Source organism: Gilliamella apicola, assembly GCF_000599985.1.
In the GTDB taxonomy this organism is placed as follows: Bacteria; Pseudomonadota; Gammaproteobacteria; order Enterobacterales; family Orbaceae; genus Gilliamella; species Gilliamella apicola.
Map to the genome: position 1 here is coordinate 2,514,264 of NZ_CP007445.1, position 26,365 is coordinate 2,540,628.

The 26,365-nt window shown below is 32.7% G+C and carries 15 protein-coding genes and 1 other RNA gene; 12 read left to right on the forward strand and 4 right to left on the reverse strand.

Annotation, left to right across the window (positions count from 1 at the left end; genetic code table 11):
- Positions 1–528: 528 nt before the first annotated feature.
- On the reverse strand, positions 529–1,122 hold the full coding sequence (gene lolA, locus GAPWK_RS11315) for an outer membrane lipoprotein chaperone LolA (RefSeq protein ID WP_025316340.1): 594 nt from the start codon (positions 1,120–1,122) through the stop codon (positions 529–531).
- A 176-nt stretch (positions 1,123–1,298) separates the two neighbouring features.
- Here lolA and GAPWK_RS11320 point away from each other — a divergent pair, with 176 nt between their 5' ends.
- The 7 genes from GAPWK_RS11320 (at position 1,299) to GAPWK_RS11350 (ending at position 14,672) form a co-directional block, all read left to right on the forward strand.
- Entirely contained in the window at positions 1,299–2,639 is a 1,341-nt protein-coding gene (locus tag GAPWK_RS11320; protein WP_025316341.1) for a replication-associated recombination protein A, read from the forward strand.
- A 727-nt stretch (positions 2,640–3,366) separates the two neighbouring features.
- Complete coding sequence (locus GAPWK_RS11325; RefSeq protein ID WP_025316342.1) at positions 3,367–4,767, forward strand: hypothetical protein; 1,401 nt, start codon at positions 3,367–3,369, stop codon at positions 4,765–4,767.
- A gap of 683 nt (positions 4,768–5,450) precedes the next feature.
- The gene (locus GAPWK_RS11330; protein WP_143422342.1) at positions 5,451–6,842 is read left to right on the forward strand and encodes a hypothetical protein; all 1,392 of its coding nucleotides are present in this window, start codon (positions 5,451–5,453) and stop codon (positions 6,840–6,842) included.
- Positions 6,843–7,180: 338 nt separating this feature from the next.
- Complete coding sequence (nrdA, locus tag GAPWK_RS11335; RefSeq protein WP_025316344.1) at positions 7,181–9,466, forward strand: class 1a ribonucleoside-diphosphate reductase subunit alpha; 2,286 nt, start codon at positions 7,181–7,183, stop codon at positions 9,464–9,466.
- 137 nt (positions 9,467–9,603) lie between these two features.
- Positions 9,604–10,734, forward strand: coding sequence for a class Ia ribonucleoside-diphosphate reductase subunit beta (gene nrdB, locus GAPWK_RS11340; RefSeq protein ID WP_025316345.1), 1,131 nt, complete (start codon positions 9,604–9,606; stop codon positions 10,732–10,734).
- A gap of 336 nt (positions 10,735–11,070) precedes the next feature.
- Positions 11,071–13,725, forward strand: a complete 2,655-nt coding sequence (gene glnD / locus GAPWK_RS11345) for a bifunctional uridylyltransferase/uridylyl-removing protein GlnD (protein WP_086301656.1) — start codon at positions 11,071–11,073, stop codon at positions 13,723–13,725.
- A 23-nt stretch (positions 13,726–13,748) separates the two neighbouring features.
- Positions 13,749–14,672: an AEC family transporter gene (locus tag GAPWK_RS11350; RefSeq protein WP_025316346.1), complete on the forward strand. Its 924-nt coding sequence runs from the start codon at positions 13,749–13,751 to the stop codon at positions 14,670–14,672.
- A gap of 164 nt (positions 14,673–14,836) precedes the next feature.
- Here GAPWK_RS11350 and GAPWK_RS11355 read toward each other — a convergent pair whose 3' ends face one another.
- On the reverse strand, positions 14,837–15,517 hold the full coding sequence (locus GAPWK_RS11355) for an HD domain-containing protein (RefSeq protein ID WP_025316347.1): 681 nt from the start codon (positions 15,515–15,517) through the stop codon (positions 14,837–14,839).
- A gap of 326 nt (positions 15,518–15,843) precedes the next feature.
- Between GAPWK_RS11355 and mprF the strand changes: the two genes are divergently transcribed.
- Complete coding sequence (mprF, locus tag GAPWK_RS11360; protein ID WP_025316348.1) at positions 15,844–18,492, forward strand: bifunctional lysylphosphatidylglycerol flippase/synthetase MprF; 2,649 nt, start codon at positions 15,844–15,846, stop codon at positions 18,490–18,492.
- A 4-nt stretch (positions 18,493–18,496) separates the two neighbouring features.
- On the forward strand, positions 18,497–19,777 hold the full coding sequence (locus tag GAPWK_RS11365) for a virulence factor family protein (protein WP_038517510.1): 1,281 nt from the start codon (positions 18,497–18,499) through the stop codon (positions 19,775–19,777).
- Between the two features lie 59 nt (positions 19,778–19,836).
- Here GAPWK_RS11365 and GAPWK_RS11370 read toward each other — a convergent pair whose 3' ends face one another.
- Positions 19,837–20,733: a DMT family transporter gene (locus tag GAPWK_RS11370; RefSeq protein WP_025316349.1), complete on the reverse strand. Its 897-nt coding sequence runs from the start codon at positions 20,731–20,733 to the stop codon at positions 19,837–19,839.
- A gap of 614 nt (positions 20,734–21,347) precedes the next feature.
- Positions 21,348–22,337 carry a LacI family DNA-binding transcriptional regulator gene (locus tag GAPWK_RS11375; RefSeq protein WP_038517513.1) on the reverse strand — a complete coding sequence of 330 codons (990 nt, stop codon included), beginning with the start codon at positions 22,335–22,337 and terminating at the stop codon, positions 21,348–21,350.
- A gap of 284 nt (positions 22,338–22,621) precedes the next feature.
- Here GAPWK_RS11375 and GAPWK_RS11380 point away from each other — a divergent pair, with 284 nt between their 5' ends.
- The 3 genes from GAPWK_RS11380 (at position 22,622) to ssrA (ending at position 26,223) form a co-directional block, all read left to right on the forward strand.
- The gene (locus tag GAPWK_RS11380) at positions 22,622–24,025 is read left to right on the forward strand and encodes a glycoside hydrolase family protein (protein ID WP_025316351.1); all 1,404 of its coding nucleotides are present in this window, start codon (positions 22,622–22,624) and stop codon (positions 24,023–24,025) included.
- 143 nt (positions 24,026–24,168) lie between these two features.
- Complete coding sequence (locus tag GAPWK_RS11385; RefSeq protein WP_051516286.1) at positions 24,169–25,557, forward strand: MFS transporter; 1,389 nt, start codon at positions 24,169–24,171, stop codon at positions 25,555–25,557.
- Positions 25,558–25,858: 301 nt separating this feature from the next.
- Positions 25,859–26,223, forward strand: a transfer-messenger RNA (tmRNA) gene (ssrA, locus tag GAPWK_RS14630).
- The last annotated feature ends 142 nt before the right edge of the window (positions 26,224–26,365 follow it).

The window sequence follows — 26,365 nt, forward strand, 5'->3', positions numbered from 1 at the left end:
ATAGGCCTTATCAACTGAGCTCATATTGTATATAGAACAAGCGAATAATAGGGCATTTAATCTTATTTTGAACATTATGAGGAAATACTAAAAACGTTTCTTTTATATTAGATAATACAAATTAGTTAAATCAATATAGCATTAGCATACTTTAAAAATGTTCCTATAAAGTAACATAGCAAACTATTTTATTGGTCATTTAGGGAATTAAAAATCAAAGCTATTTTTTTAAATCTAAATTATTCAATATAGATATTGAATAAACTGATAGTTTTAAAGAGAACTCATCATATTTTTTCCCAAGGACACATAATGATTATATTGATAAGTTGAATGGAGATATTTAAGTTCAGATAAAAGATATTTACTAACATTTTACTTAGTAATAATCTTTTATCTGATTTGATTATTAAAGATCTATAAAATTTCTGATATTCACCACTAACTTTATTGATAATGGTTAAACATAATAAAATTAAATAGAAATATAGATAAATATTTACACACTATAATTATTTCTATATATAACTAACGCTGATCATCAATCGCTATACCTGCTGGTGGCGTAAATTTAAATTTGCTTAAGTCAACTTTGCCAAGTTTTTGGCTAGATAATTCATAGTAGCTACGTTGCCCATCTTCTTCAATAATAGAAAAGTTAGAAATCATACCGGTCGGTAATACCGAAATAACAAAATCCTGATTGGATCCATCTGTTGGTTTTAATGTAAATGAATCTTGTTTACGAGTCACAGTATAAACATTCCAAATGGCATTGCGACTATCAGTAATCAATAGCATCAATCGATTATCCACTGCTTTTTTTAAATCCATGACACTTACTTGCTCAACCGCTGGCGTATATACCCACATATTTGTTCCATCAGAAATTATTGAAGTTTCATCTGGTTCGTTCATTGTCCAATTAAAATAATAAGGTCTGGTAACCCAAAGCTCTCCTTTTCCCTCTTGTACTAATTGGTTATCAGCTGTTTTCACTTCTTGAGAAAAATGTGCATAAAACCCATCAATTTTATCAAGACGCTGTTGTAACAGCTCTTTATCACCAGCCCATACTGATATGCTAGTCAATAATCCCATTAACAATAAAAACTTTTTCATAACTCATCCTTATGTACTTTTATTCGGCAATATTCAAATCAACTTCGATAATTGAATTTGCTTAAAATATTACTGTTTTTTAGTTAGCGGGAAAAGATATTTTCTTTTCTTTTTCACTAATTTCATATAACAAGTATATAATACCTATATCTTTCTAAAACCGGATTCAATGTGTTATGCCTAGTATGTCTTTTGAATTTACGACAGAAGAATTTAAGCCCTTAGCGGCAAGAATGCGTCCTCGTACGTTATCAGAATATATTGGTCAAACACAACTTTTAGGGGCAAACAAACCACTACCCAAAGCAATTGTAGCTGGTAATTTACATTCAATGATTTTATGGGGACCGCCAGGTACAGGTAAAACAACTCTTGCTGAGATCATTGCCCATCATGCTAACGCTAAAGTCGAAAGAATTTCAGCAGTAACGTCAGGAATCAAAGATATTCGTGAGGCCATTGAAAGAGCAAAAATCAATCAACAAGCAGGTATTCGTACTATTTTATTTGTTGATGAAGTACACCGATTTAATAAAAGCCAGCAAGATGCATTTTTACCCTATGTTGAAAATGGTACTGTAACATTTATAGGAGCTACCACTGAAAACCCTTCATTTGAATTAAATTCTGCATTATTATCTCGCGCTCGTGTGTATCTGCTTAAATCATTAACCACAAATGACATTGAGTTAATTTTACAACAAGCAATGGATGATCCACAGCGCGGATATGGTAAGTATAACATTGAGCTACCCGATGAAACCAAAAAACAGATCGCTGAATTTGTGGGTGGAGATGCTCGACGCGCCCTAAATACTCTTGAACTTTTAGTAGATATGTCCGACGGACAACCGCTTACACCTGCATTACTCAAAGAAGTGATAGGTGAGCGTAGTGCTCGATTTGATAATCAAGGTGATCGTTATTATGATTTAATTTCTGCCGTTCACAAATCTATCCGGGGTTCTGCGCCTGACGCTGCGCTCTATTGGTATGCTAGAATCATTTCTGCAGGTGGTGATCCACTTTATGTTGCCCGTCGATTATTAGCCATAGCGTCAGAAGATGTAGGTAATGCCGATCCAAGAGCAATGCAAGTTGCGCTCGCTGCATGGGATTGCTTTACACGAGTTGGCCCAGCTGAAGGTGAACGAGCTATCGCCCAAGCAATTGTCTATCTTGCTTGTGCACCTAAAAGTAATGCCGTGTATTTAGCATTTAAGCAAGCTATGCTTGATGCACAATCAAAGCCTGATTATGATGTTCCAGAACATTTACGTAATGCACCAACAAATTTAATGAAAAAGTTAGGTTACGGTGCTCAGTATCGTTATGCTCATGATGAACCTAATGCGTTTGCAGCCGGAGAAAATTACTTTCCACCTGAATTAGCCGAAAGCAAATATTATTATCCAAGCACGCGGGGAGCCGAAAAAAATTATAGTGACAAACTTGCTTGGTTAGAATCGCAAAATCAGGCAAGCCCGATTCAACGTTATAAATCCCCAAAAGATTAAAATAGCCTAAAAAGCGGTCATCTCATGGCGAAATGATTACTTTCTATCTGATGAAATTATAGAATGAATCTCTATTAGCGTATAGGTGATTCTAAATAGTATGCTAAACCTAGTGATACTTTCAATTTAATGATTGTTTACTGATATAAATTCTAAACTTAATGTACTCACAATCTATTCATAAAGATCAATCATCATAAACTATTGTTGTGTTTTTATATTATCACAATCAATTCATGAAAAAGCTTCCAAAGATATTTAATTTATTACCTAAAGTATTTTAACTTTTCTGGTTAATATTCTAAATTTCATTATGATTCAACACGGTTAATAATCTGAATCATTTACATTAAGACAGATTACCACTGTATATAAAATAAATTCTAATATTTTACATAAACAAAAATTGACAAAAATATTATTTATTCGAAAATTCTTATGAGTTACGATGGAATTAACTGCATATATGTAACTTATTTCTACATGCTAGTATTGGCTATATAACTAATTTTTATACTTTAAATAAAAAATAATTGATAAAAATTAAAAAAAAAGATGATTTTTAAACATAATTGATCGACTAGCTATATTATTTTTATTATAATCAGCTTACTAATTATTCTGTATTTTGAATGATTAATTTAAAAAACAATACATAATATATATAAAACAAATATTTAAATAATAAAAGTAACAATTAACAATTTTAAACATGAAAGTGAATACAATGATCAGATCCTTAAAAACAACTAGGTATGCGCTGTTGCTATTACCTTTTTTTCAGTTAAGTTATGCTAACTTAACTGTCGAAACTGCTAAAACAATTCAAGGAACCGTACCAAGACTATCAGAAGAATTAGAAAATGATTTAAAAAATACTGGTGAATTAAAACCGTTATTTGGTTTGCGTGTTGGTAATAAAAGTTATTATGGTCAGAAAGAAATAGATGAATTACCTATTTCAGTTAGTTATCCGTTTAAAAACAAAATTGTACCAGCAAAGATAAAACAACCCGCTGAACATGAATATTTTGATAGGGATGGTGATAAGTTATCTTATATAACACCAATTGATCCTATAAAAGATATAGAAATGCAATGGTACTATACTGATGCATCAGGGAAACCAGTACCTTTTACACCCCAAGATGATGAAACGTTTTGTTCAATGGCTGCTCTTGGACATTATGCTCCTATTACAGTTAAATTATCTACTGATTTAGTCTTATTTTCCGAACACGGCGATCCTAGTTATAATACTTATCCTAATAAAGAAATTCAAAAAAAACCATCGGCAACATTTACTATTTTAGAGGATGTTGGTTTCTGCTACGCGCAGCCAGAATTAAATCCTAGTAAAGTTGGTGCTAGTGCTAAAGATCAATGGAAACCGACAGTTGGTTTTTTAATTCAGTCTAATACCGATCCTTCACAAAACTTTCCAAATACAGGTTTTTATGGCGCTAAATTTGATCTACTTTTATCCAAAAAGGGAGTTGCTTCAGACTACTCATGGCGTATAAAACAAGGTAGCGAGCTTGTCTCGATTACCCATGATGCTGATGTAGTAACGGTAAGATTTAATACTAGTGCAGCAAAGGACCCAGGAAAAGCTTGGACACTCGTTATGGGTTCGGGCAAAGGTTACACAGTTATCATTGAGGGAAAAAATTTAAAAAATGATAAAATAATTCAATATGCATTTACCATCAACAAGTGGTTTGATGTTTGGAAACAAGGCAATGATAAAGATATATACGCCCCATTGAGAGATAAAGTCACAAATGTAGTAGACGCATGTCGAGCTAAACCGGGGAATTATCGTTTAACTCATTCGGATGAAATAAGTAATGCACTTGTAGGAAAAAAAGGTGATGTTCAATTTACACGTGAAATAGGTAGACTGCTTAGTGAATGGGGTGACGCAACTCAAGAATCTTATCCTGGCTCTTTTGGTCCTTATAAAAGAAGCAAAGACAGATTCAAACGCTTTTATGTATGGGAACCAACAGGAGGAAAAGATCATACGGGTGCGTATTGTGACATACACCTTGATGATGGTGTATATCATTGTCGTAAAAATTTAGATGAAGATAAGAATGGTGTTTGTATTTCAATACCTAAATAACTAAATATCGCAACTTTCATTTAAATAATAATGACCATCTATAAACAGATGGTCATTGTCGTTTGAATGATCTTTCTTTTCTCAATAAGTTTTATATTCTTTATTTCATTGAAATAACTTCAATAATAGTTGGTTACATATAATTACAAAAAAATTTTTTAACTCAATTGAATATAGAAAAATTTCATCCCTTTAATAATCTATTTTTTATTTTAATACTTTTTTTTCAAATAAACTGAACAATATACCTAGTGACATACTTTTATCATATGTTAAATATCGTTGCCGATATGAGGATAAGAATATAAAAATGGTGCTTGTAAATCGATATATAAACATAAAAATTAGTAATGCTTTTGTGAATAACGATGACTATTAATTCTTAGATGGTCATTATCATTTAAATCGTAGTTCTTTTCTTTATATCTTTCACTTACACATTCATAACTAAAAATTATCAACACAACAATTAGTAATGGTTAACTTCATTATGAGTTTTAAAAAGATTTTAATCCTATTGATAATACCCTGCATCAATTAATCACATGAATAAACTATTATTTAAGTGTTTTTTCTTTCCAATTAAACTTAATAATTAATTTATAATTCTTTGTAAATATAAATAAAGATATGTAAATAAACTTTATTTTATCCAGTAAATATTGAATGAAAGATATAAAATAGTGAAATTAATAACAGTTACTCGTCATATAAAAAGAATTACTTATACATTTTTTTTGATGCAATTTTCTACCAGCAGTTATGGATATTTTACAGCACAAACAGCACAAACAATCCAAGGGATGCGTCCATCTTTATCGCAAGAAATGGAGATGAATATTGATAATTTGGAGTTATTTGGTTTAGTTATTGATGATAACATTTATTATGGTCATAAAGAAATTGCTGAAATATCGATTCCAATTGCCTATCCATTTATTAATCGATTCGCACCTGCATGGATTAAACAACCTAATGAAAACCAATTTTTTGATAGAGATGGGGATGAATTAGATTATCTAGGTGTTGACGGCGATATTAGTATGGTATGGTACTATACAGATGCTAACAATAATGATATTGAATTTATCCCAAAAGACACTGATTCGTTTTGTTCACTATCTACTCAAAATAAGTATGCACCATTTAAAGTCAAATTATCTGCTAATTTAGTTTTATTTTCTAAATACGGTGACCCAAATAATAATACCTATCCTAATAGCATTATCAATATTCAGCCATCGGTAACATATACAGTTGTTGAAGATGTTGGCGTATGCTCTGCCAGACCTGAATTAAATCCTAATGCTGTCACTGGTAGTGACAAAAATCAGTGGGATCCAAAATATGGTTTTTTAACTCAATCCAATATAGATCCAACTAAAAACTTTCCAACTACTGGTTTTTATGGTGCTAAATTTGATCTACTTTTATCTAGAAATGGCATCGTCAATAATTATAATTGGCATGTAAAGCAAGGTAGCGAACTTGTTAATATTGATGACAGTGATGCGAATGTAGTTACAGTATTGTTTAACGGACCAGATGCTCAAGATACAGAAAAAGCTTGGGAGTATGTTATCGGTTCAGGCAAAGGGTATAAAGTTATTATTGAAGGAGTAAATAAAACAAACAATAAAACAATTCAATATACATTCACTTTAACTAAGTGGTTCGATGCTTGGAAACAAAGAATTGATGGAGACGTATATAAAGCATTAACAGGTGAAGTCGCAGAGGTTGTTGCTGAATGTGCAACTAAAAAAGGTCATTATGAATTGAGTAATGCTGAGGAAATAAGTAATGCTGTTTTAGGATCAAAAGGTGAAGCACAACTTTCACGTGAAATCGGAACATTATTCAGTGAATGGGGTGATGCAAATCAACAATCTTATCCAGGCTCTTTTGCACCTCATAAAAATGGCAGTTACAAACGCTTTTATGTATGGGAACCAACCGCAGGAGATGACGGTGAAGGGCAAGTTTGTGACTTACATATTGATTCAGGTATATATCACTGTCGTCCGAACGAAAAAGAAAATAAAAATGGTGTATGCGCCTCAATACCTAAATAAAGCATTAGTAACTTTTTAAGCTCTATTTATAAATAGAGCTTATTTTTTTGAATGTTAACCCTTAAATAATAACTTCAAAAAAATATTGATAGGTAATTCTTCTATAATAATTTTTTTGTTCATTTTAGCAGTCATCTCACTTTATCATCATTATATATTATATAATTATCAATTATTTAAAAATTCGCTAGCTATTTTTAGTTTGTAAAATAACCAATACAATTTAATAAATATACCATATATAGTAATTAATTAATTAATAGGCACTATATATTGTATATTTTGACAAATATCAATTATTATAGCCTCCACAAAACACACAAAATATTGGATGAAAAATGAATAAATCAATACTCGTCACTAAACGAGATGGCAAAAAAGAACCTATTAATCTTGATAAAATACATAAAGTAATTACTTGGGCTGCCGAAGGATTAGAGAATGTTTCAGTTTCACAAGTTGAATTGCGCTCACATATCCAATTTTATGATGGTATTCGTACATCTGATATTCATGAAACAATTATTCGAGCCGCAGCCGATCTAATTTCACAAGAAACACCAGATTATCAATATTTAGCAGCTCGTTTAGCAATTTTTCATTTACGAAAAAAAGCTTACAATCAATTTACACCACCGCCTCTTTTTGAACACGTAAAAAAATTAGTTGATAGTAAACGCTATGACAAACATTTACTTGAAGATTATACTCAAGAAGAGTTTGCACAAATGGATAAGATGATTGATCACTGGCGAGATATGTCTTTTTCCTACGCAGCAGTTAAGCAGCTGGAAGGTAAATATTTGGTACAAAATCGCGTATCAGGTGAAATTTATGAAAGTGCACAGTTTTTGTATATTTTAGTTGCAGCTTGCCTGTTTGCTAATTACCCAAAAGAGACTCGACTTGATTATATCAAACGCTTTTATGATGCAGTATCAACATTTAAAATTTCATTGCCAACACCCATTATGGCAGGCGTTAGGACCCCTACGCGTCAATTTAGTTCATGTGTCCTTATTGAATGCGATGATAGTTTAGATTCAATCAATGCAACGGCGAGTGCAATTGTCAAATATGTATCACAACGCGCAGGAATTGGCGTCAATGCGGGGCGTATTCGCGCCTTAGGAAGCTCAATTCGTGGGGGTGAAGCTTTTCATACCGGATGTATTCCATTTTATAAATATTTTCAAACTGCTGTTAAATCATGTTCACAAGGTGGTGTGCGTGGTGGTGCAGCTACCGTATTTTATCCAATATGGCATTTAGAAGTTGAAAGTTTACTTGTTTTACGAAATAACCGTGGTGTTGAAGAAAACCGAGTTCGTCATTTGGATTATGGTGTTCAAATTAATAAGTTAATGTATCAACGGCTGATTAAAAACGAAAATATAACACTATTTAGTCCATCAGATGTACCTGGACTTTATGATGCATTTTTTGCAGATCAAGATAAATTCGAAACACTCTATCATCAATATGAACAAGATGTAACTATCCGTAAACGTGTGGTAAAAGCTATTGAACTATTTTCATTGTTAATGCAAGAACGTGCATCAACTGGTCGAATTTATATACAAAATGTTGATCATTGTAATACGCATAGTCCATTCAATGCACAATTAGCACCCGTTCATCAATCCAATTTATGTATGGAAATTGCATTACCAACTAAACCACTTAATAATGTTGATGATGAAAAAGGGGAAATCGCACTTTGCACTCTGTCAGCTTTCAACTTAGGCAAAATTGACTCTCTTGATGATTTTGAAGAATTAGCAGATCTAACCGTAAGAGCCCTTGACTCATTACTTGACTATCAAGATTACCCCGTACCCGCTGCCCGTAACTCATCGATCAATCGTCGAACATTAGGTGTTGGCGTGATCAACTATGCCTACTATTTAGCTAAACATGGCGTTAAATATTCGGACGGCAGTGCCAATAATTTAACCCACCGCACTTTTGAAGCTATGCAATATTATTTACTAAAAGCTTCTAACAATTTAGCAAAAGAAAAAGGTGCTTGCTCATTATTTAATGAAACAACCTACTCACAAGGTATTTTACCGATTGATACTTATAAAAAAGATTTAGACACCATTAGCAACGAACCGCTACATTATGATTGGGAATCATTACGTAAATCAATAAAAACTTATGGTTTACGTAACTCGACTTTATCAGCATTAATGCCGTCAGAAACTTCATCACAAATTTCAAATGCAACTAATGGTATTGAACCTCCTCGCGGTTATATCAGTGTTAAAGCATCAAAAGATGGTATTTTAAGACAAGTCGTACCCGATTTAGAAAATCTAAAAAATGCTTATGAATTGCTATGGCAAATTCCAAATAATACAGGTTATTTGCATTTAGTTGGAATTATGCAGAAATTTATAGATCAATCTATTTCTGCCAATACTAATTATGATCCAACTAAATTTCCAAACGATAAAGTACCAATGAAACAACTATTAGCCGATTTACTCACTGCTTATAAATTTGGTGTAAAAACACTCTATTATCATAATACCCGTGATGGTGCTGAAGATATTCAGGGTGATATCGCATTAACTGGAAGTGATGATGGCTGTGAAGGTGGAGCTTGTAAAATTTAATTAACTTTTATTATAGAAACATTGATACATAGTATCGTATTTAGAGGGTTAATAATCCTCTAATAATCCACCTCTTTTCTAATGACGAAAGGTGGCGGTAAAAGCAACCAAACTCAATTAGGAGTTATTTTATGAGTATGAATTACAGTACCTTTTCGCATGTACATAATGATCAACTTAAGGAGCCAATGTTTCTTGGTCAACCTGTAAATGTTGCACGTTATGATCAACAAAAATATGAAATGTTCGAAAAATTAATCGAAAAACAACTTTCTTTCTTCTGGCGACCTGAAGAAGTGGATATCTCACAAGACCGTATTGATTATGCCGCTTTGCCAGAACATGAAAAACATATATTTATTAGTAATTTAAAATATCAAACCTTACTCGATTCAATTCAAGGCCGTAGCCCAAACGTAGCTCTACTTCCGCTCATTTCTATTCCTGAACTAGAAACGTGGGTTGAAACTTGGTCATTTTCAGAAACCATTCACTCTCGTTCATATACACATATCATTCGTAACATTGTTAATGATCCTTCGGTTGTTTTTGATGATATTGTCACAAATAAAGAGATTCAAAAACGTGCAGGCGATATTGCTGGCTATTATGATGATCTTATCAGTTATGCAAGTTACTACAATTTATTAGGTGAAGGTAAACACACCGTTAACAACCGCACCATAACCATTGATCTGCGTGAACTTAAAAGAAAGCTTTATCTTTGCTTAATGAGTGTTAATGCACTTGAAGCCATTCGTTTTTATGTCAGTTTTGCTTGTTCTTTTGCCTTTGCGGAACGTGAATTAATGGAAGGTAATGCTAAAATTATCAAACTTATTGCTCGTGACGAAGCTCTGCATTTAACTGGTACTCAATTTATGATCAACACTCTACGCAGTGGTGAAGATGATCCTGAAATGGCTGAAATTGCCAAGGAATGTGAACAAGATTGCTACGATCTATTTTTGCAAGCGGCAAATCAAGAAAAAGAGTGGGCTGGATACTTATTTGAAAGTGGTTCAATGATTGGTCTAAACAAAGATATTTTATGCCAATATGTAGAATATATCACAAATATCCGTATGCAAGCAGTTGGACTAAAATTACCCTTCCAAGTCAAGTCCAATCCAATCCCATGGATTAACAACTGGCTTGTTTCAGACAATGTTCAAGTTGCTCCTCAAGAAGCTGAAATGAGTTCTTATTTAGTTGGACAAATTGACTCTGAAATTAATGAAGACGATTTGAGTGATTTTAAATTATAGTTTTTTACTTAAACGTATAGTTAACCTCAAACTTTTTTACAAAAGGAACCTTTAAAGTTCCTTTTTATTTATAAAATTTGTATAAAAATACTAATAATCGTTTTTGTAATTTATAAAATGATTATTAATATTTATTATTTAATAATTAATTGGTTATCACATAAAATAGTAATCTAACATCCATTAATTGACCAATTTGCTTAACATTGTTTATTAATTAAATAGTAAGAATTGCTATTTAAAACTTATAAACAATTCAAATAATTGTAACTTGACAGCACTTTAAAATCAGGTAACGATATGGCGAATGAATCATCTTAATTTGATCTGATGACTATGACTCAAATGCATGCGCTTTACTCGAATTCTCCGCTTAATTTTAGCGATGAACAGATAAATATTAACTACCTAAAACAGCAGCTTAATGACTTTCAACAATGGTCTATCACACAATTTAAACAAAATGTCGATATTGATATTTTAGTACATTTACGCAGTCATTTTATTGATGAGTTATTACAACGTTTATGGCGTTATTTTCAAATTCCTGAACAAGTCTCTTCTCTTTTCAAACAAAATCGCATAGCTTTAATTGCCGTTGGTGGATATGGGCGAACTGAACTTCATCCATTATCGGATATCGATATATTAATATTAAGTGATTATCCATGTGCTAAAGATATCGAACAAAGAATAAGTGATTTAGTTCGTTTACTTTGGGATCTTCATTTAGATATAGGTCATAGTGTTAGAACGTTAAAGACTTGTATACAAGAAGCAAAAAATGATATTACCACCATGACGAACTTGCTTGAATCAAGAATAATAGCTGGTAGTCAATCATTATTAGATGAACTTCGTAAACAAATCTTTAGTGATAAGATCTGGCCTTCAGCTACTTTTTTCCGAGCTAAAGTTAAAGAACAACAAGATCGTCATAAGCAATATCATAGTACCAGTTATAATCTCGAACCTGATTTAAAAAATAGCCCTGGTGGACTTCGTGATATGCAAACCATACAGTGGATTGCAATTCGCCATTATGGTGAAGAATTCTTACAAAAAATAGCTCACTTTGATTATTTGACTCCCGAAGATATTGAAGACTTTAAGACATGTCGAAAATTTTTATGGCGTATCCGCTTTGCGCTACATAGTGTCATAACGCGTTATGATAACCGCTTACTGTTTGATCGTCAGTTAAGCATTGCTAATATGCTTGGTTACCAAGGTCAAGGTAATACTCCAGTCGAAAAAATGATGCATGATTATTATCGTGTTGCCCACAATATTACTGAACTCAATCAGATGTTATTACAACTGTTTGATGAATCTATACTGGAACTTAATCCACAAAATAAAATATATGATATTGATCAATATTTCCAAATTAGGGAGAAACTCATTGATGTAAAAGATGATAATTTATTTAAAAAAGATCCAGTTATGATTCTGCAACTTTTTTATACTATATTGCTTAATCCACAAATTATTGGACTTTATTCAAATACGATTAGACAATTACGTTCAGCGCGAAGAAAGTTAACCACACTGCTCAGTGAAGATGCCAAAGCAAGATCACTGTTTATGAAAATTATTAAACACCCAGATGCAATAAAAAAAGCAATCTTACCAATGCATCAATATGGTATCCTTACTGCCTATATACCAGGTTGGAAACATATTGCGGGAATGATGCAGTTTGATCTGTTCCATGCTTACACTGTTGATGAACATACCATTCGCTTATTGCTTGAACTTGACAGTTTTAAAACAGAATCAGGCAAAAAAAGACACCCTAATAGTTCTAAAGTTTTTGCTAAATTATCTAAACCGGAGCTACTGGTTATTACTGGTTTATTCCATGATATCGGTAAAGGCCGTCATGGTGACCACTCCGAAATTGGTGCCAAATTAGTAGAAAAATTTTGCCAATTACATGAATTAGAGCCTAGAGATACAGATTTAATCATTTGGTTAGTACGTTATCACCTACTTATGTCAGTAACGGCTCAAAACCGTGATTTGCAAGATCCAGCAGTTATCAGCGAATTTATTCAAATTGTGAAAAGTGAGCGACGGTTACAATATTTACTGTGCTTGACTGTTGCTGATGTCTGCGCAACAAATGAAACCCTTTGGAATAGTTGGAAACAGAGCTTAATGCGCCAACTGTATGAAACAGCAAAACGGTCGTTTGATTCTGGTATTCATCAAATACCAGAGCAACGAAGTATTGCTCGTCAACATAAGCAAGAAGCATTAGCCATCTTACTTAAACAAAATTATGATGAACAGCAAATAAAAAATCTTTGGTTAGATTATCGCATTGACTATTTTCTAAGGTATACCACAGAACAAATTGTCTGGCATGTACAAAATTTATTACCGCATGATTTAAACCAAATACTAGTATCGATTAATCCAAATCCTTACCATGGTGGTACTGAAATAATTATTTATTCGCCTGATAGACCTTATCTGTTTGCTACAGTATGTAATACTCTTAACAATCATAACTTAAGCATCCATGATGCCCTAATTATTACAAATAAAAAAGGATTTGCACTTGATACATTTATTGTACTAGAGCCAAATGGACAAACATTACAAAAGGATAGGCATCTAAGCATTATACAAGCGCTCACTAAAGCACTTAAACAACCGGTTTACAAAGGTGTGACAGTCAAACCACCCAAACAAAGATTACGATCGTTTTCGGTACCAACACAAGTTAATTTTTTATCTGCTTTCAATGAAAGGCAAACATACATGGAACTCATTGCGTTAGATAGACCTGGATTACTTGCATGTGTCGGTGAAGTATTTGCCAATTTAGATTTATCATTAAGTAGTGCTAAAATTGCAACTATCGGCGAACATGTTGAGGATTTATTTATCTTAACCGATAAAAATAATAACGCACTTGATGATAGTACCTGTTATCAATTACGAGAATCAATTGTTAACGCTATTGAATTACTAAATTAATTAGTAAATCTTGGATATGATTTATGAAATTTTTTATTATTTTGTTTCCCATTTTTTGTATTTTTATTGTCGGTTTTATTTCCCAAAAAATATTAAAATTTGACGTTGCTAATCTTTCAAAAATGTCATTGTATGTGCTTTCCCCTTTTTTAGCATTTAAAACCTTTTATACCCATACTCTGACCATTGATTATTTATATTACATTTTTTATATTTTAGGACTTTGCTTATCATTAGTATGCATCATCTCAATTTGGTCAATAATCATGAAATATTCGACTAAAGAACGTTGTGCCATGATTTTAAGCTCTTGTTTTATGAATAACGGTAATTACGGTACACCTGTACTATTAGTTTTCTTTGGCAGTACTGGGTTTGATCTTGGTGTAATTATGATGGTGTTACAACAATTTGTAATGAGTACGGTTGGTATTTATTATGCAGTGAAAGGGAGTTCTCATAGTGATATTGTTAACCAAAAAGATGTCATTAATAAAGTAATTCGTATGCCTGTTGCTTACGGTGCGTTTTTAGGTATCATTTTCCAGTTATGCCATATACCGTTATCTAAATCAATTATGACCTCTATTGGCATGATTGGGGATTCATCTATTGTAGTTATTATGATTATTTTAGGAATGCAATTGGCTAAAATAAAGATCACACAGCTTGATTACCCTAAACTTTCATTTTCATTATTAACCCGCATGATAATTTCACCATTGGTCGCCACTTGTATGGTTTACTTTATGCCAATTTTACCTATTTATAAGCAAGTATTAATTGTATTAGCAGCAATGCCAAGCGCTGCTAATACCACTCTAATGTCAGTACAATTTGATACCAATCCAGAACTGGTTTCAAGTGCAACATTAATGAGTACATTGTTAAGTTTGATAACATTACCAACTTTACTATGGTTAATTGACGCACCTGTTCCTTTTTGATACGAGGTAGAGATCTTCTTATCGAAAACCGCTAAATCAAACAATAAAAATCTTATTTTTATTGATAAATAAGGTTTTTATTAGTTACAGACATAGTATTTAAAATATATTAGTTAATTTATAACGTTAAGATCATGGTCATCAATAAATAGATCACTGTAACATTAATCTTTACCCTGCCACTCTTTTTCAAATTGTTTAACAAACTCAACTAACAAACTATGTCTTGGTATAGCCAGTTTTTTGGCCTTTTCTGTGTTCATCATATCTTTAAGTAGAAACAATTTTTCATAAAAATGATTTATCACAGTATTGGGTAATTTATAATTTTCTTCACTGATAACCGTTCTTGGTAAAATAGACGGATCGTACATAATATTATGTTTATTACCTCCATAATAAAATGTTCGTCCTATGCCTATTGCGCCAATAGCATCTAAGCGATCAGCATCTTGTACAATTTGCCCTTCTAATGATAATGTTTTTTTGCCAGTTAGATTTTTTCGGTAAGACATATTTTCAATGATATCAAATACCATTTTTATATCATCACTTAAAATATTAAGTGAATTTAGATAGCTATATAATTCATCTGTCGCTTGATTGACGTCATTAACAACTTTTTCATCAATGACATCATGTAAATAGGCACTTAAAATTACGATAAAAGCATTAGCTTTTGGTTCATAAGGTAAGATTTTTTTTGCTAATCCAACTACGCGCTCAATATGTGCCATGTCATGACCTGAGAAATCGTTTGCAAGTTTTTGCTTAACATAAGCTTTTATTTTTTCAATAATCTGATGTTGTTCTTGTGTTAATTCAATTGGTTGGTTTGCGTTCATTTAATTTATAATTATCCATTTAATTGATATGAAAATAGTAATTTAAAAATTTTAGTAAAGATTATGCTAATCATAACTTAAATAGGTTACCACAATTAGATTGTTATTAATTTAATTAAAATTGAGAATATTAACTTATTAGATAATTCATTATTCTCTGATTTGTTTTTAACAATATACATGAATCCAATTCCATTAGTTGAAGTTTTATGCCTATTAAATATTCAATAAATAGTCAATTATTGTAAAAAAAGGCTAATAATTAATGTTTTTTTTAAATTTCCTTTAGTTTCTCTCGATTGTTTTCATTAGTTTGCAACGGTAGAATGCGCCAATCTAGAAATCCTATTAAAGCAAGTATCGGAGTTGTTCTCGTGAAAATATTAGCGCGTAAAGTTCTACCTTGGCAATTAATAGAATACTTCACTCGCTATCGTCAATTTATAACGTTATTGTTTGGATTATCCATCTTCTTTGTTGCACTTATTTTATGCTGGCATCTACTTAAAGATATTAATCTATGTGATTTAAAAAATGCGGTTGACAAACTTTCATTTAAATCTATTTTATTTGCTTGCTTATCCGCTATAGGTAGTTATTTGATACTTATTGGCTGCGAATGGTCTGCAGCACGATATGCAGGTGTAAAATTAAAGCCATCAGTTATAACGCTTGGTGGTATTTGTGCTTCAGCCATTGGTAATGCGATCGGTTTATCTGCGCTATCTGGAGGTGCGATTCGATGCCGATTATATTTCAAACAAGGATTAACAACTATCGACGTAGCTAGAATGTCAATATTTGTTACGTTATCATTAGGATTTACCCTACCCCTACTGGCCACACTAGCCGCCTTAATGAATACTAAAAATACCAGTCTGGCATTGCATTTATCACAAAATAGTGTGAGGTTAATTTCGAGTGGCATAATTTGTTTTTATGCAGGTATACTAATCTTTTTATATTGCAATCGATTAGAAACAAAACCGAATAAAAATACTCAATTATTCCAACTATTTCACTGGTCGATACGTTTACCTAATTTACACCTTGCATCTTACCAATTTGTAATTTCTTTAATCGATACTGTTTTAGCTGGGGCAATTCTTTACTTTTTATTACCAATACAACCACATTTTACTACTTTTATTATGATTTATATTTTGGCTTTAGTTGCTGGAGTATTAAGCCATATTCCTGGTGGTGTAGGGGTATTTGAAGCAGTAATTTTGGCTGCATTTTCATCTGAAATTGGGGCTGCGTCATTAACCGTTGCGTTAATTATTTATCGTATTATTTATATTTTAATACCACTTGTTATAGCGAGTTTTTTACTTTTAATAAATGAAAGCAAGCACCTTTTTACTATGCCTGAAGTTAAAGAAACAGAAACCGGTATTGCTGCAATTATTATGGCTGCGGCTGTGTTTTTTGCTGGTGTAGTGATGATGTTTTCAAGTGTTCTTCCTGGATTTAATCACTACTTAGTCAATACATTTATTCCCAATAAAATAATTAATATTGCTCATCTAGTCGCGAGTTTAATCGGTGTTTTATGTTTACTATTGGCAGTGGGTATACGCCGAAGACTTTATTCGGCTTGGGGTGCTTCGATAATTTTATTGTTTTTAGGTAGCATCTGCTCACTTTTACGTGGTTTACACTGGATAGAAGCTGGGACTTTATTAGCTATTGCGGTGTTATTAATCCATTTTAGACACGCTTTTTATCGCAAAAGTCGATTAAATGTATTACCTTTTCCTCTTAAATCATTTGCTGTCTGTTTTTGCTTAATTGCTGTTCTTGTATGGTTAATATTATTTATTTATCAAGATGTACCTTATAGCCACTCATTATGGTGGCAATTTGAGCTAGATACGCGAGTGCCACGTGCATTAAGAGCAACTTTGGGTAGTTTTATTTTATTAATTTGTATTATGCTCTATTGGCTATTTCATCCTGCTTTGCCAATTTTAAATAGTCCAAAACGTGAAGAGTTCATCAAAGCTCATCAAATTATTTTAGATTCAGAGCAGCCAGAAGGTGGACTTGCCATGACTGGCGACAAATCACTGTTATTCAATGAATCTCACACTGCTTTTATTATGTATGCCAAACGAGGCAGAAGCATGGTAGCACTGTATGATCCGATTGGCGATAATACTAAACGTGCTGATTTAATTTGGGCTTTTCGAGATTTATGTGATGCCCATCATCTTCGCCCAGTTTTTTATCAAGTTAAAGCTGATAATTTACCTTTTTATATGGATATTGGTTTGCGAACCATAAAATTAGGCGAAGAAGCTTTAGTTGATTTAGAAAAGTTTAATCTTTCATCTAAAGGGTATAAAGATCTTCGTTATACCTGGAATAGATGCCAACGCGATGGGCTTAGTCTTGAATTTTATGCGCCAGGTACTGCACCACTAGATGAGTTAAAAGTCATATCAGATACCTGGTTAAAAAACAAACGCTCCAAAGAAAAACAATTTTCATTGGGATCTTTTTCAAAGCCATATTTGGATAATTTCACTATTGCTGCAATCAAATTTGAAGGTCACATTATTGCTTTTGTCAATTTACTTGAAACGAATCAACATTACTCTGCTAGCATCGATCTAATGCGGTTTGCTCAAAATATTCCTAAACTAACCATGGAATTTTTAATGATTGGTTTAATACTACACTACAAAGAAAAAGGATTTAAATACTTTAGTTTAGGTATGGTACCTCTATCAGGCATGCAAAGAAGACGTGGAGCCCCATTAATTCAAAGGCTAGGTGCGTTAGTATTTAGGCGTGGTGGTCGGTTTTATAATTTTCAAGGATTACGTCGTTTTAAAGACAAATTTGCAACTCATTGGGAACCACGTTATATGGCTGTTCCTGCGGGACTAGATCCATTTGTTGCCTTAATTGATACCACTATACTGATTTCAGGTGGATTAACTGGCTTAAAAAAGAAAAAGAGCTGATTTTATGAAAAATTTCATACGCTATTTTTTGTTATTAATTGTCATATTATTGATAATTTTGCTTGTGTTTATTGGCGGGTATTATATAAAAAATAGTGGCAGTGCAACTGTAAAAACTATCACTATAAATAATGATTTTTCAGTAATATTAGCAAACCCCAAAAATTCAGCAGAAGCAGCTGCAATTATTGTTGCTACACAAAAAGATTATTTTACTGAAAAACAATTACTGGATTTATCCAAAAATATGGGTGCTAAGTTGGTTCAATTTAAATTGAAACCTCAGGCAAGTTGCGCCGAACAACAAAATCGTTTTAATCAAGCATCCAAAATATTAAATGAGCATAAATTTGTAGTTGCAGGTATGGAAGAAGGCGCTGCGTTTGCTTACCGCTGGCTCTCAAAACAACAAGATGACAACGCTAAAGCATTATCAATAGAATTCACTTTGGCTGATAAAGATTGTGAGGCACCTTTACCAAATCAAGCAACACATGGAACATGGCGAGTTATTTGGAATAATCCACCTGATGAACAAGTTGCAATTTTTCCTCGACAACAAAAACAAATTAAAGTAACAACTGAAATTGGCGAATATCAAGCATCACCAACAGAGCTTTTAAGTTCACATTTATCATCCATTTTATTTGATGGGCATGAACGATTACCTGTTATTGAGTTACCCGCGAAAAACAAACAACAACATCCTAATAGCGTAACTTTTTATTATTCGGGTGATGGCGGATGGCGAGATTTAGATAAAGTTTCAGCAGAATATATGGCTTTACATGGTTATTCAGTTGTGGGAGTCGATGCGCTAAAACTGTTTTGGCAGCATCGTTCAGTTGAACGTAGCGCTAAAGATTTAACTTATCTAATGCAACAATATCGAGAAAAATGGGGAACAACTAAATTTATACTAGCTGGCTATTCGTTCGGTGGTGACATTTTACCTGCACTATATAATCATTTATCTAAAGAAGATCAACATAGTATTCAAGGATTAATCATGATAGCTTTTTCAAAAGACGCTAATTTTGAAATAGAAGTAAGTGGTTGGCTTGGTCAATCTGGCGATGAAATGAAAACCGCTCCTGAAGTTAATAAGATTCCAGCAAATAAATTATTTTGTATCTATGGAGAAGAAGAAAAAGAGGATACTGGCTGCCTACAACCTGAGATGAAAGGTGAGGCTTTTAAATTACCTGGTGGGCATCATTTTGATAAAAATTATGAGCACTTAGGGCAAATTATTATGCAAGCAATTGACAAACGAATGCAATAAACCAGTAATGTGAAGTAAGATTATTCAATCTCAATCAATTAATAATAAATTATAACATGTTAATCTTTTTTAAGTTTGATTTTACCTTCAGACAATAACACACCGCTAAGAGTAAAGAGTGTGCCGATTGCGGCAATCCAAGTAAAAGGTTCATCTAAGATTAAAACCGCATTAATGATTGTCAAAATCGGTACCAAATAAATATAAATGCTAATTTTTACCGCACCGACTAATTTCACCGCATAATTCCAAGAGGCAAAACAGATTGCTGATGCTCCGACACCTAAAAATAAGATATTTAATAGGTTGACCGGTTGATTAAACCTTGACAAGTTCCATTCAAAATCAAATAAATAAAGCGCTGGTAACATAAACATTAGACCGTAAAAAAAGAATCTTCGCGTTAATAAAATAATATTGTAACCATAATTACTACTTCTTTTCGTTAAAATTGAATAACATGCCCAAAATAGACAAGCAAACACTGCCAATAAATCACCAAGTGGATTTACCGACAATACAAATTTTCCATTTAAGGTAATTAACACAATACCAATCATCGAAAATAGACAACCGATATAAAAGCTTTTAGCTGGTTTTTCAGTTTTAAGGAAAAATATCGCCAATATCGCAGTAAACACAGGTGCTAATGTGGTAATCACCCCAACATTTGAAGCAGTGGTATACGTTAGGGCAATATTTTCACAGAGAAAATAACATGTTACTCCACAAAATCCAGCACCAAGGAACATTAACTCTTGTTTAATCCCCTGCCAAGCAAAAAAACGAGGAGCTAATAACCAAAGTGTGGCATAACCTAAGGTAAATCGAAAAAAGAGAATTTCAATGGGTTTAAATTCTGTTAGTAAAACTTTGGTTGCAATATAAGTTATTCCCCAAATAAACACTGTCATTAGTGCTATCAGGTGCCCTTTTGTCCTTGATGACAATAACATGAAAAATCCCTTTATTCACTTATTATTCATTACTCTGCTCTTTATTTGTCTAATTAGTTATACAAAATAAAAAAGATGAAAACCTTGATAATAATAAAAATGACGCTATTTATTAGAATGTTAAAAATCGCTAGATAATAACTTAGTGCTGATCATTGTTCAATAAGTTTGATATATCAATTATTTTCATGAGTGATATAAGGATATAAAACGATGAGGATATAAGGATACATCAGAACTAATTAGCGTCGTAGACAAAAAAAATCCACTCGAATATTCGAGTGGAGGGCAAAAAATGAAAAAACGTAATCTGCTAATATAGACAAGCTAAATAATAAAAAGTTCAATTTAAATTGAAATATTTTTCGTATCTTTATAAAAAAACATATAACATATTGATTAATATTAATTTAAAAATTTAATTTTTTTATAAAATTTAAGCCTTTATTATTCTATATGCCATTTTTAAGTTATTTTTAACTTATTACCCAATACTGAAATACTCATACCATTACACTGTACCCTTAAAATTATTTTTCTAGGTTTGATTCTTACTAATTTACCGTTGGTTCTATAATGACAAAATAATATGCTTCTTTTAATATAACTTTCTATTACAGGTTATTTCCATTCTGACCTTGATATAAAGTAATCGGTAAATTAGTGATGCTATGAAATGGTTCCCCGTTAATCATAGCGAGCAGGACAGAAACCGCATTTTGTGCAATTTGCGCAATCGGTTGACGAATCGTCGTCAAAAATGGCATATGTTGCAAAGTTAATTCGGCACCATCAAATCCAACAACTTTTAATTCTTTAGATAATGATAATTTACAGTCTCTGGCAGCATTAATAGCGGCAATTGCTGATGAATCGTCGGCTAAAACTCCATCAATAAGTTGGGACTGTAAACGATCTTTTATCAATTGATACTTTTCCTGATAACTAATTGAAAAATCCATATCAAGAGTAATTGGTTTAATTCCTGCAAGTTTAATACTATCTTTATAAGCTTGATAACGTTTATTGGCATCCATATCGACATGTTTGTCATTTGTAATAGAACCAATATAAAGAATATTTTTACAACCTTGATTAATTAGATGTTGACTGGCCAGATAGCCACCAGCATAGTTATCACATGAAATAACCGGTATTGTTTCATTAATTTTACGATCAATGGAAACGATATTCAGATCAGGTATTAAGTAATCAGCTAAATTTTCATTCATAGAATTTACAATTACCCCTTCAACCTGATGGCGTCTTAACATGGTTAAAAAATTCTTTTCCTCTTCTTGGTTATGATGGCTATTGCAAATTAATATTTTGTAACCTTTTCGAGATAATATTCTTTCTAAATAACTGATTAATTCCATTTGAAAGGGATTAGTTAAACTTGGAAAAATTAAACCAATCAAATTACTTTTATTATTCGATAATGAACGTGCTAATTCATTAGGATAGTAACCCAACGTTTCCATCGCTTCTTGAACTCTCTGTCGAGTTGTTGTACTAATGTACCCACGATTGTTTAACACTCTTGAAACAGTAGTAGCGGAAACCCCTGCCAACTTAGCAACATCATCTCTGCTTAATTTCATAATCATCCTTTAATCAAAATTTATATTATATCCATATAATTATAATGCTTTTTATTATGGCGTAAATCATTGTAATTGAATTGATTTACATTTTGGTTTTCACCTTTTTTAGTGATATTCATCACAAAACTACTTTTCAATAAGTGATGTTTCTCACAAAATTGTCATTTTGACTGTGGTCTCGGTTGACATATGAACGCGGTTGACATGAAATGAACTAAAAATTATTAAAGTCAATGACAACGTAATGTCATTTATCCATGTTAAAAAAGAAGGAGTAAAAAATGCAAAAATTACATTATCAACCAAAAGGGTACTGGGTTGGCGATATAATGCCATTTGGTAAGGATGGTACTTTTTATCTTTATGATCAACGTGATAATCGAAATCCATGCCCATTTGGAGAACCATTCGGTTGGTCACTTGCAACTACAACTGATTTTGTTAATTACCAAAATCTTGGTGATTCAATAAAAAAAGGTGGTGAACAAGATGTCGATCAGTTTATTTATGCCGGTTGTGTGTTTGAGGCAGAAGGTAAAGGGCATGCTTTTTATACTGGTTACAACCGTAATTGGGAAAAAGAAGGAAAAACATCACAAGTCTTATTACATGCTTGGAGTGATGATTTTAAAACATGGCATAAATCCTCTGAACTCATAACTTTAACACCTCAAGCTGGTTATGATATTAGTGATTGGCGCGATCCTTGGGTTATTTGGAACGATGAAAAACAAGAGTACCTATTAATTTTAGGTGCAAGATTGCAAGGTCCTAAAACTGAACAATCAGGCCGAGTTGTTGCTTTCACTTCAAAAGATCTAAAAAATTGGCAGTTCCAAGGTGATTTTTGGGTGGCAGGTAAATATACCATGATTGAAATGCCAGACTTATTTAAAATCGGTGATTGGTGGTATTTGATTTATACCGAATACAGTGATCAAAGTAAAACACGTTACGTAATGAGCCAATCTTTACAAGGTCCATGGATTACGCCTGCTGACGATGCGTTTGATGGTCGAGCTTACTATGCAGCAAGAACTGCGTTTGATGGTAAACGTCGTATTCTTTTTGGTTGGGTACCAACAAAAGAAGATAACGATGATTTAAAAAATTTCCAATGGGCAGGTACCTTTGTTCCTCACGAGGTTTATCAGAGACCAAATCATACTTTGGGAGTAAAAGTCGTTGATAGTTTATGGAACTGCTTTACTAATCCAAAAAAAATCGATGATTTTTCGATTAATTCACCTTTCGCACGTCAAGAAAAATTATTAATTGAAAATACAGACCAAACATTTCGCTTTTCAACCACTGTGAAATTCAGTAAAGGTACTCGTGATTTTTCAATACGTTTAATGAAAGATAAACAAACTGGAGAATCATATGACTTTATTTTTTCACTTGTCGATAACCGTTTAACTTTTGATAAAACACCTTGTTACCCTTGGTATCGTGTGATGAATAAAGGTTTAGAGCGCCCTATTCATCTTGAGGCTGATCGCGAATATAACATACAGATCATTGCTGACGATACAATATTTACTTTATACATTGATGGTACCGCACTCAACGTTCGAGGTTATGATCAATTAGGAAGTGGATTAGCAATTGCTGTCAGTGATGGAACATTAAGTTGTAAAAATAATACTTTTTCAAATGAAGGATGTTTTCCAGAAAAATGGTAATAGCACTTATCAGACCGTTTAACTATCAAGTTAGATGATCAACATTATTAAGGCTTTTATCATTAAACAGGATCAAAGCCTTGATTTAGATAAGCGACTATCACCAGTAATCTTAACTTGGAAACTTCTCTGGAGATATCATAATGAATACAACAGTAACGGATAATAATGGTCAAATGCCTGACCATGACATCTCATTTAAAGAAAAACTTGCCTATGGATTAGGAGACTTTGCAACAGGGTTCTCGGGTGTTACCGTTGGAACTTTCGCACTTTACTACTATACCGATATTGTGGGAGTTTCGGCGACTTTATTAGGTGCAGTGCTACTATTTTCACGTGTTTTTGATGCCGTGATTAATGTGGTTATGGGCTATATTGTTGATAGAACTAAAAGTAAACATGGTAAAGCTCGGGCATGGATCTTATGGTCGACAATTCCATTTGGTCTATCATTGATAATGGTGTTTAGTGCACCAGAAAATTGGAGTGAATTTGCATTATTAATTTTTGCCGCTATCACACTTAACATACATTGGATTATTTATACCTCTAGTAATATACCCTATGGTACGCTTGCTGCATTAATGACTCAAAATTCTTACCAACGTAGCCGCTTGAACACATATCGTATGCTTTGCTATTTTGCAAGCATGTTAATTATTCCTTATATTACTTTACCTTTAGTCAATTTTTTTGGTGGAGGTGAACGCGGTTGGCAGTTTACTATGATAATTTATGCTGCAATTTTAATTATCACATTCTTTTATACTTTTTTTAATACTAAAGAACGTATCAAACCAATTAACCAATTTAATTACAATGCACCATCAATTGGCGTTTCATTAAAAACTCTACTTGCTAATAAATATTGGGTAACGATGTTTTTTACTATGTTAGTAAGTTTTAGTATCCTAGGACTTATCAATGGTGTTGGTGTTTACTATGCAAAATATCTATTAGCCGATAGTCAACTTATCGGTTTAATCAATATGGCTTTTGCTTTACCGTTAGTTATTGTATTAATGTGTTCAGCTTATATTTTAAAAATCATGAGTCGCTTGACATTTATCATTGTTGGTATGGCCACAATTATATTAGGAAGCATCATCATGGCAGTTGCTCCTCATGATACTTATGTTGCAATAATAGGAACAATACTACGTGGTGTTGGTTTTGCTCCGATTATGGGAAATGCATATTCTATGTTAGCCAACACTATTGATTATGGTGAATGGAAATTTGGCATCAGAAATGATGGATTAGTCTATAGTGGAGGAAGTTTCAGTGCCATATTAGGAAGTGGTATCGCTTCCGGAGGCATTGGTTGGGTATTAGGTATGGCAGGTTACATTGCTACCGATGTTGCTAATCAACCAGAAAGCGTACTAACGACCCTACAAATATTGTTTATTTATTCACCTTTAGTACTAAGCGCTATCACTATTATATTATTGCGCTTTTATACTTTAGAAAAAATTTATCCTGATATCATCAAAGAGCTAGCACAAAGAACGCACAACATTTATTAATCAACTTAAACGAGGGATTAATAATTTCATTATTATTCCCTCTATCACAAAAAAATAACGACTTGAATTAATAACTGCTTCAACGCAACTATATTTTTAATATCATTATATATCGAGGTAGTTTCAAAAAATACTGATATAAAATCGCAAAAGAATACAGTTGATAATAATACTTTTTTGAAAGATGAAAAAAGCAATAACAGGACTTATGGCAAGTAAAGTTAACTTATATCACATCTTGTATTAGATTTTGAATTCACTTATAATATATCGATACTATATTAAGTTACAAATCACAATTGGGGCTGATTCTGGATTCGACGGGATTTGCGAAACCCAAGGTGCATGCCGAGGTGCGGTAGGCCTCGTAAATAAACCGCAAAAAAATAGTCGCAAACGACGAAAACTACGCACTAGCAGCTTAATAACCTGCATAGAGCCTTCTCTCCCCAGCCTCCGCTCGTAGGACGGGGATCAAGAGGAGTCAAACCCAAACGAGATCGTGTTGAAGCCTTGCTTGGGGTGGAAGCATTAAATTTAATCAAGCTAGTTTATCAGTGGTGTGTTTGTCCACAGCGGGTAAGCGAAACTTAAAGACAAACTACGCATGTAGTACCAAGGATGTAGAGATTTCGGACGCGGGTTCAACTCCCGCCAGCTCCACCAATTCACTATTCAGTAACATTCTTTTAAATCCTTTAAAACACATCAAAATCAATAAACACAAGGCTTAAAGCCTATTTTATTATTCATTAAGCACCAGTAAGATACATTTACAACCAGAATTTTTAGGTATATGCTTAGGTAT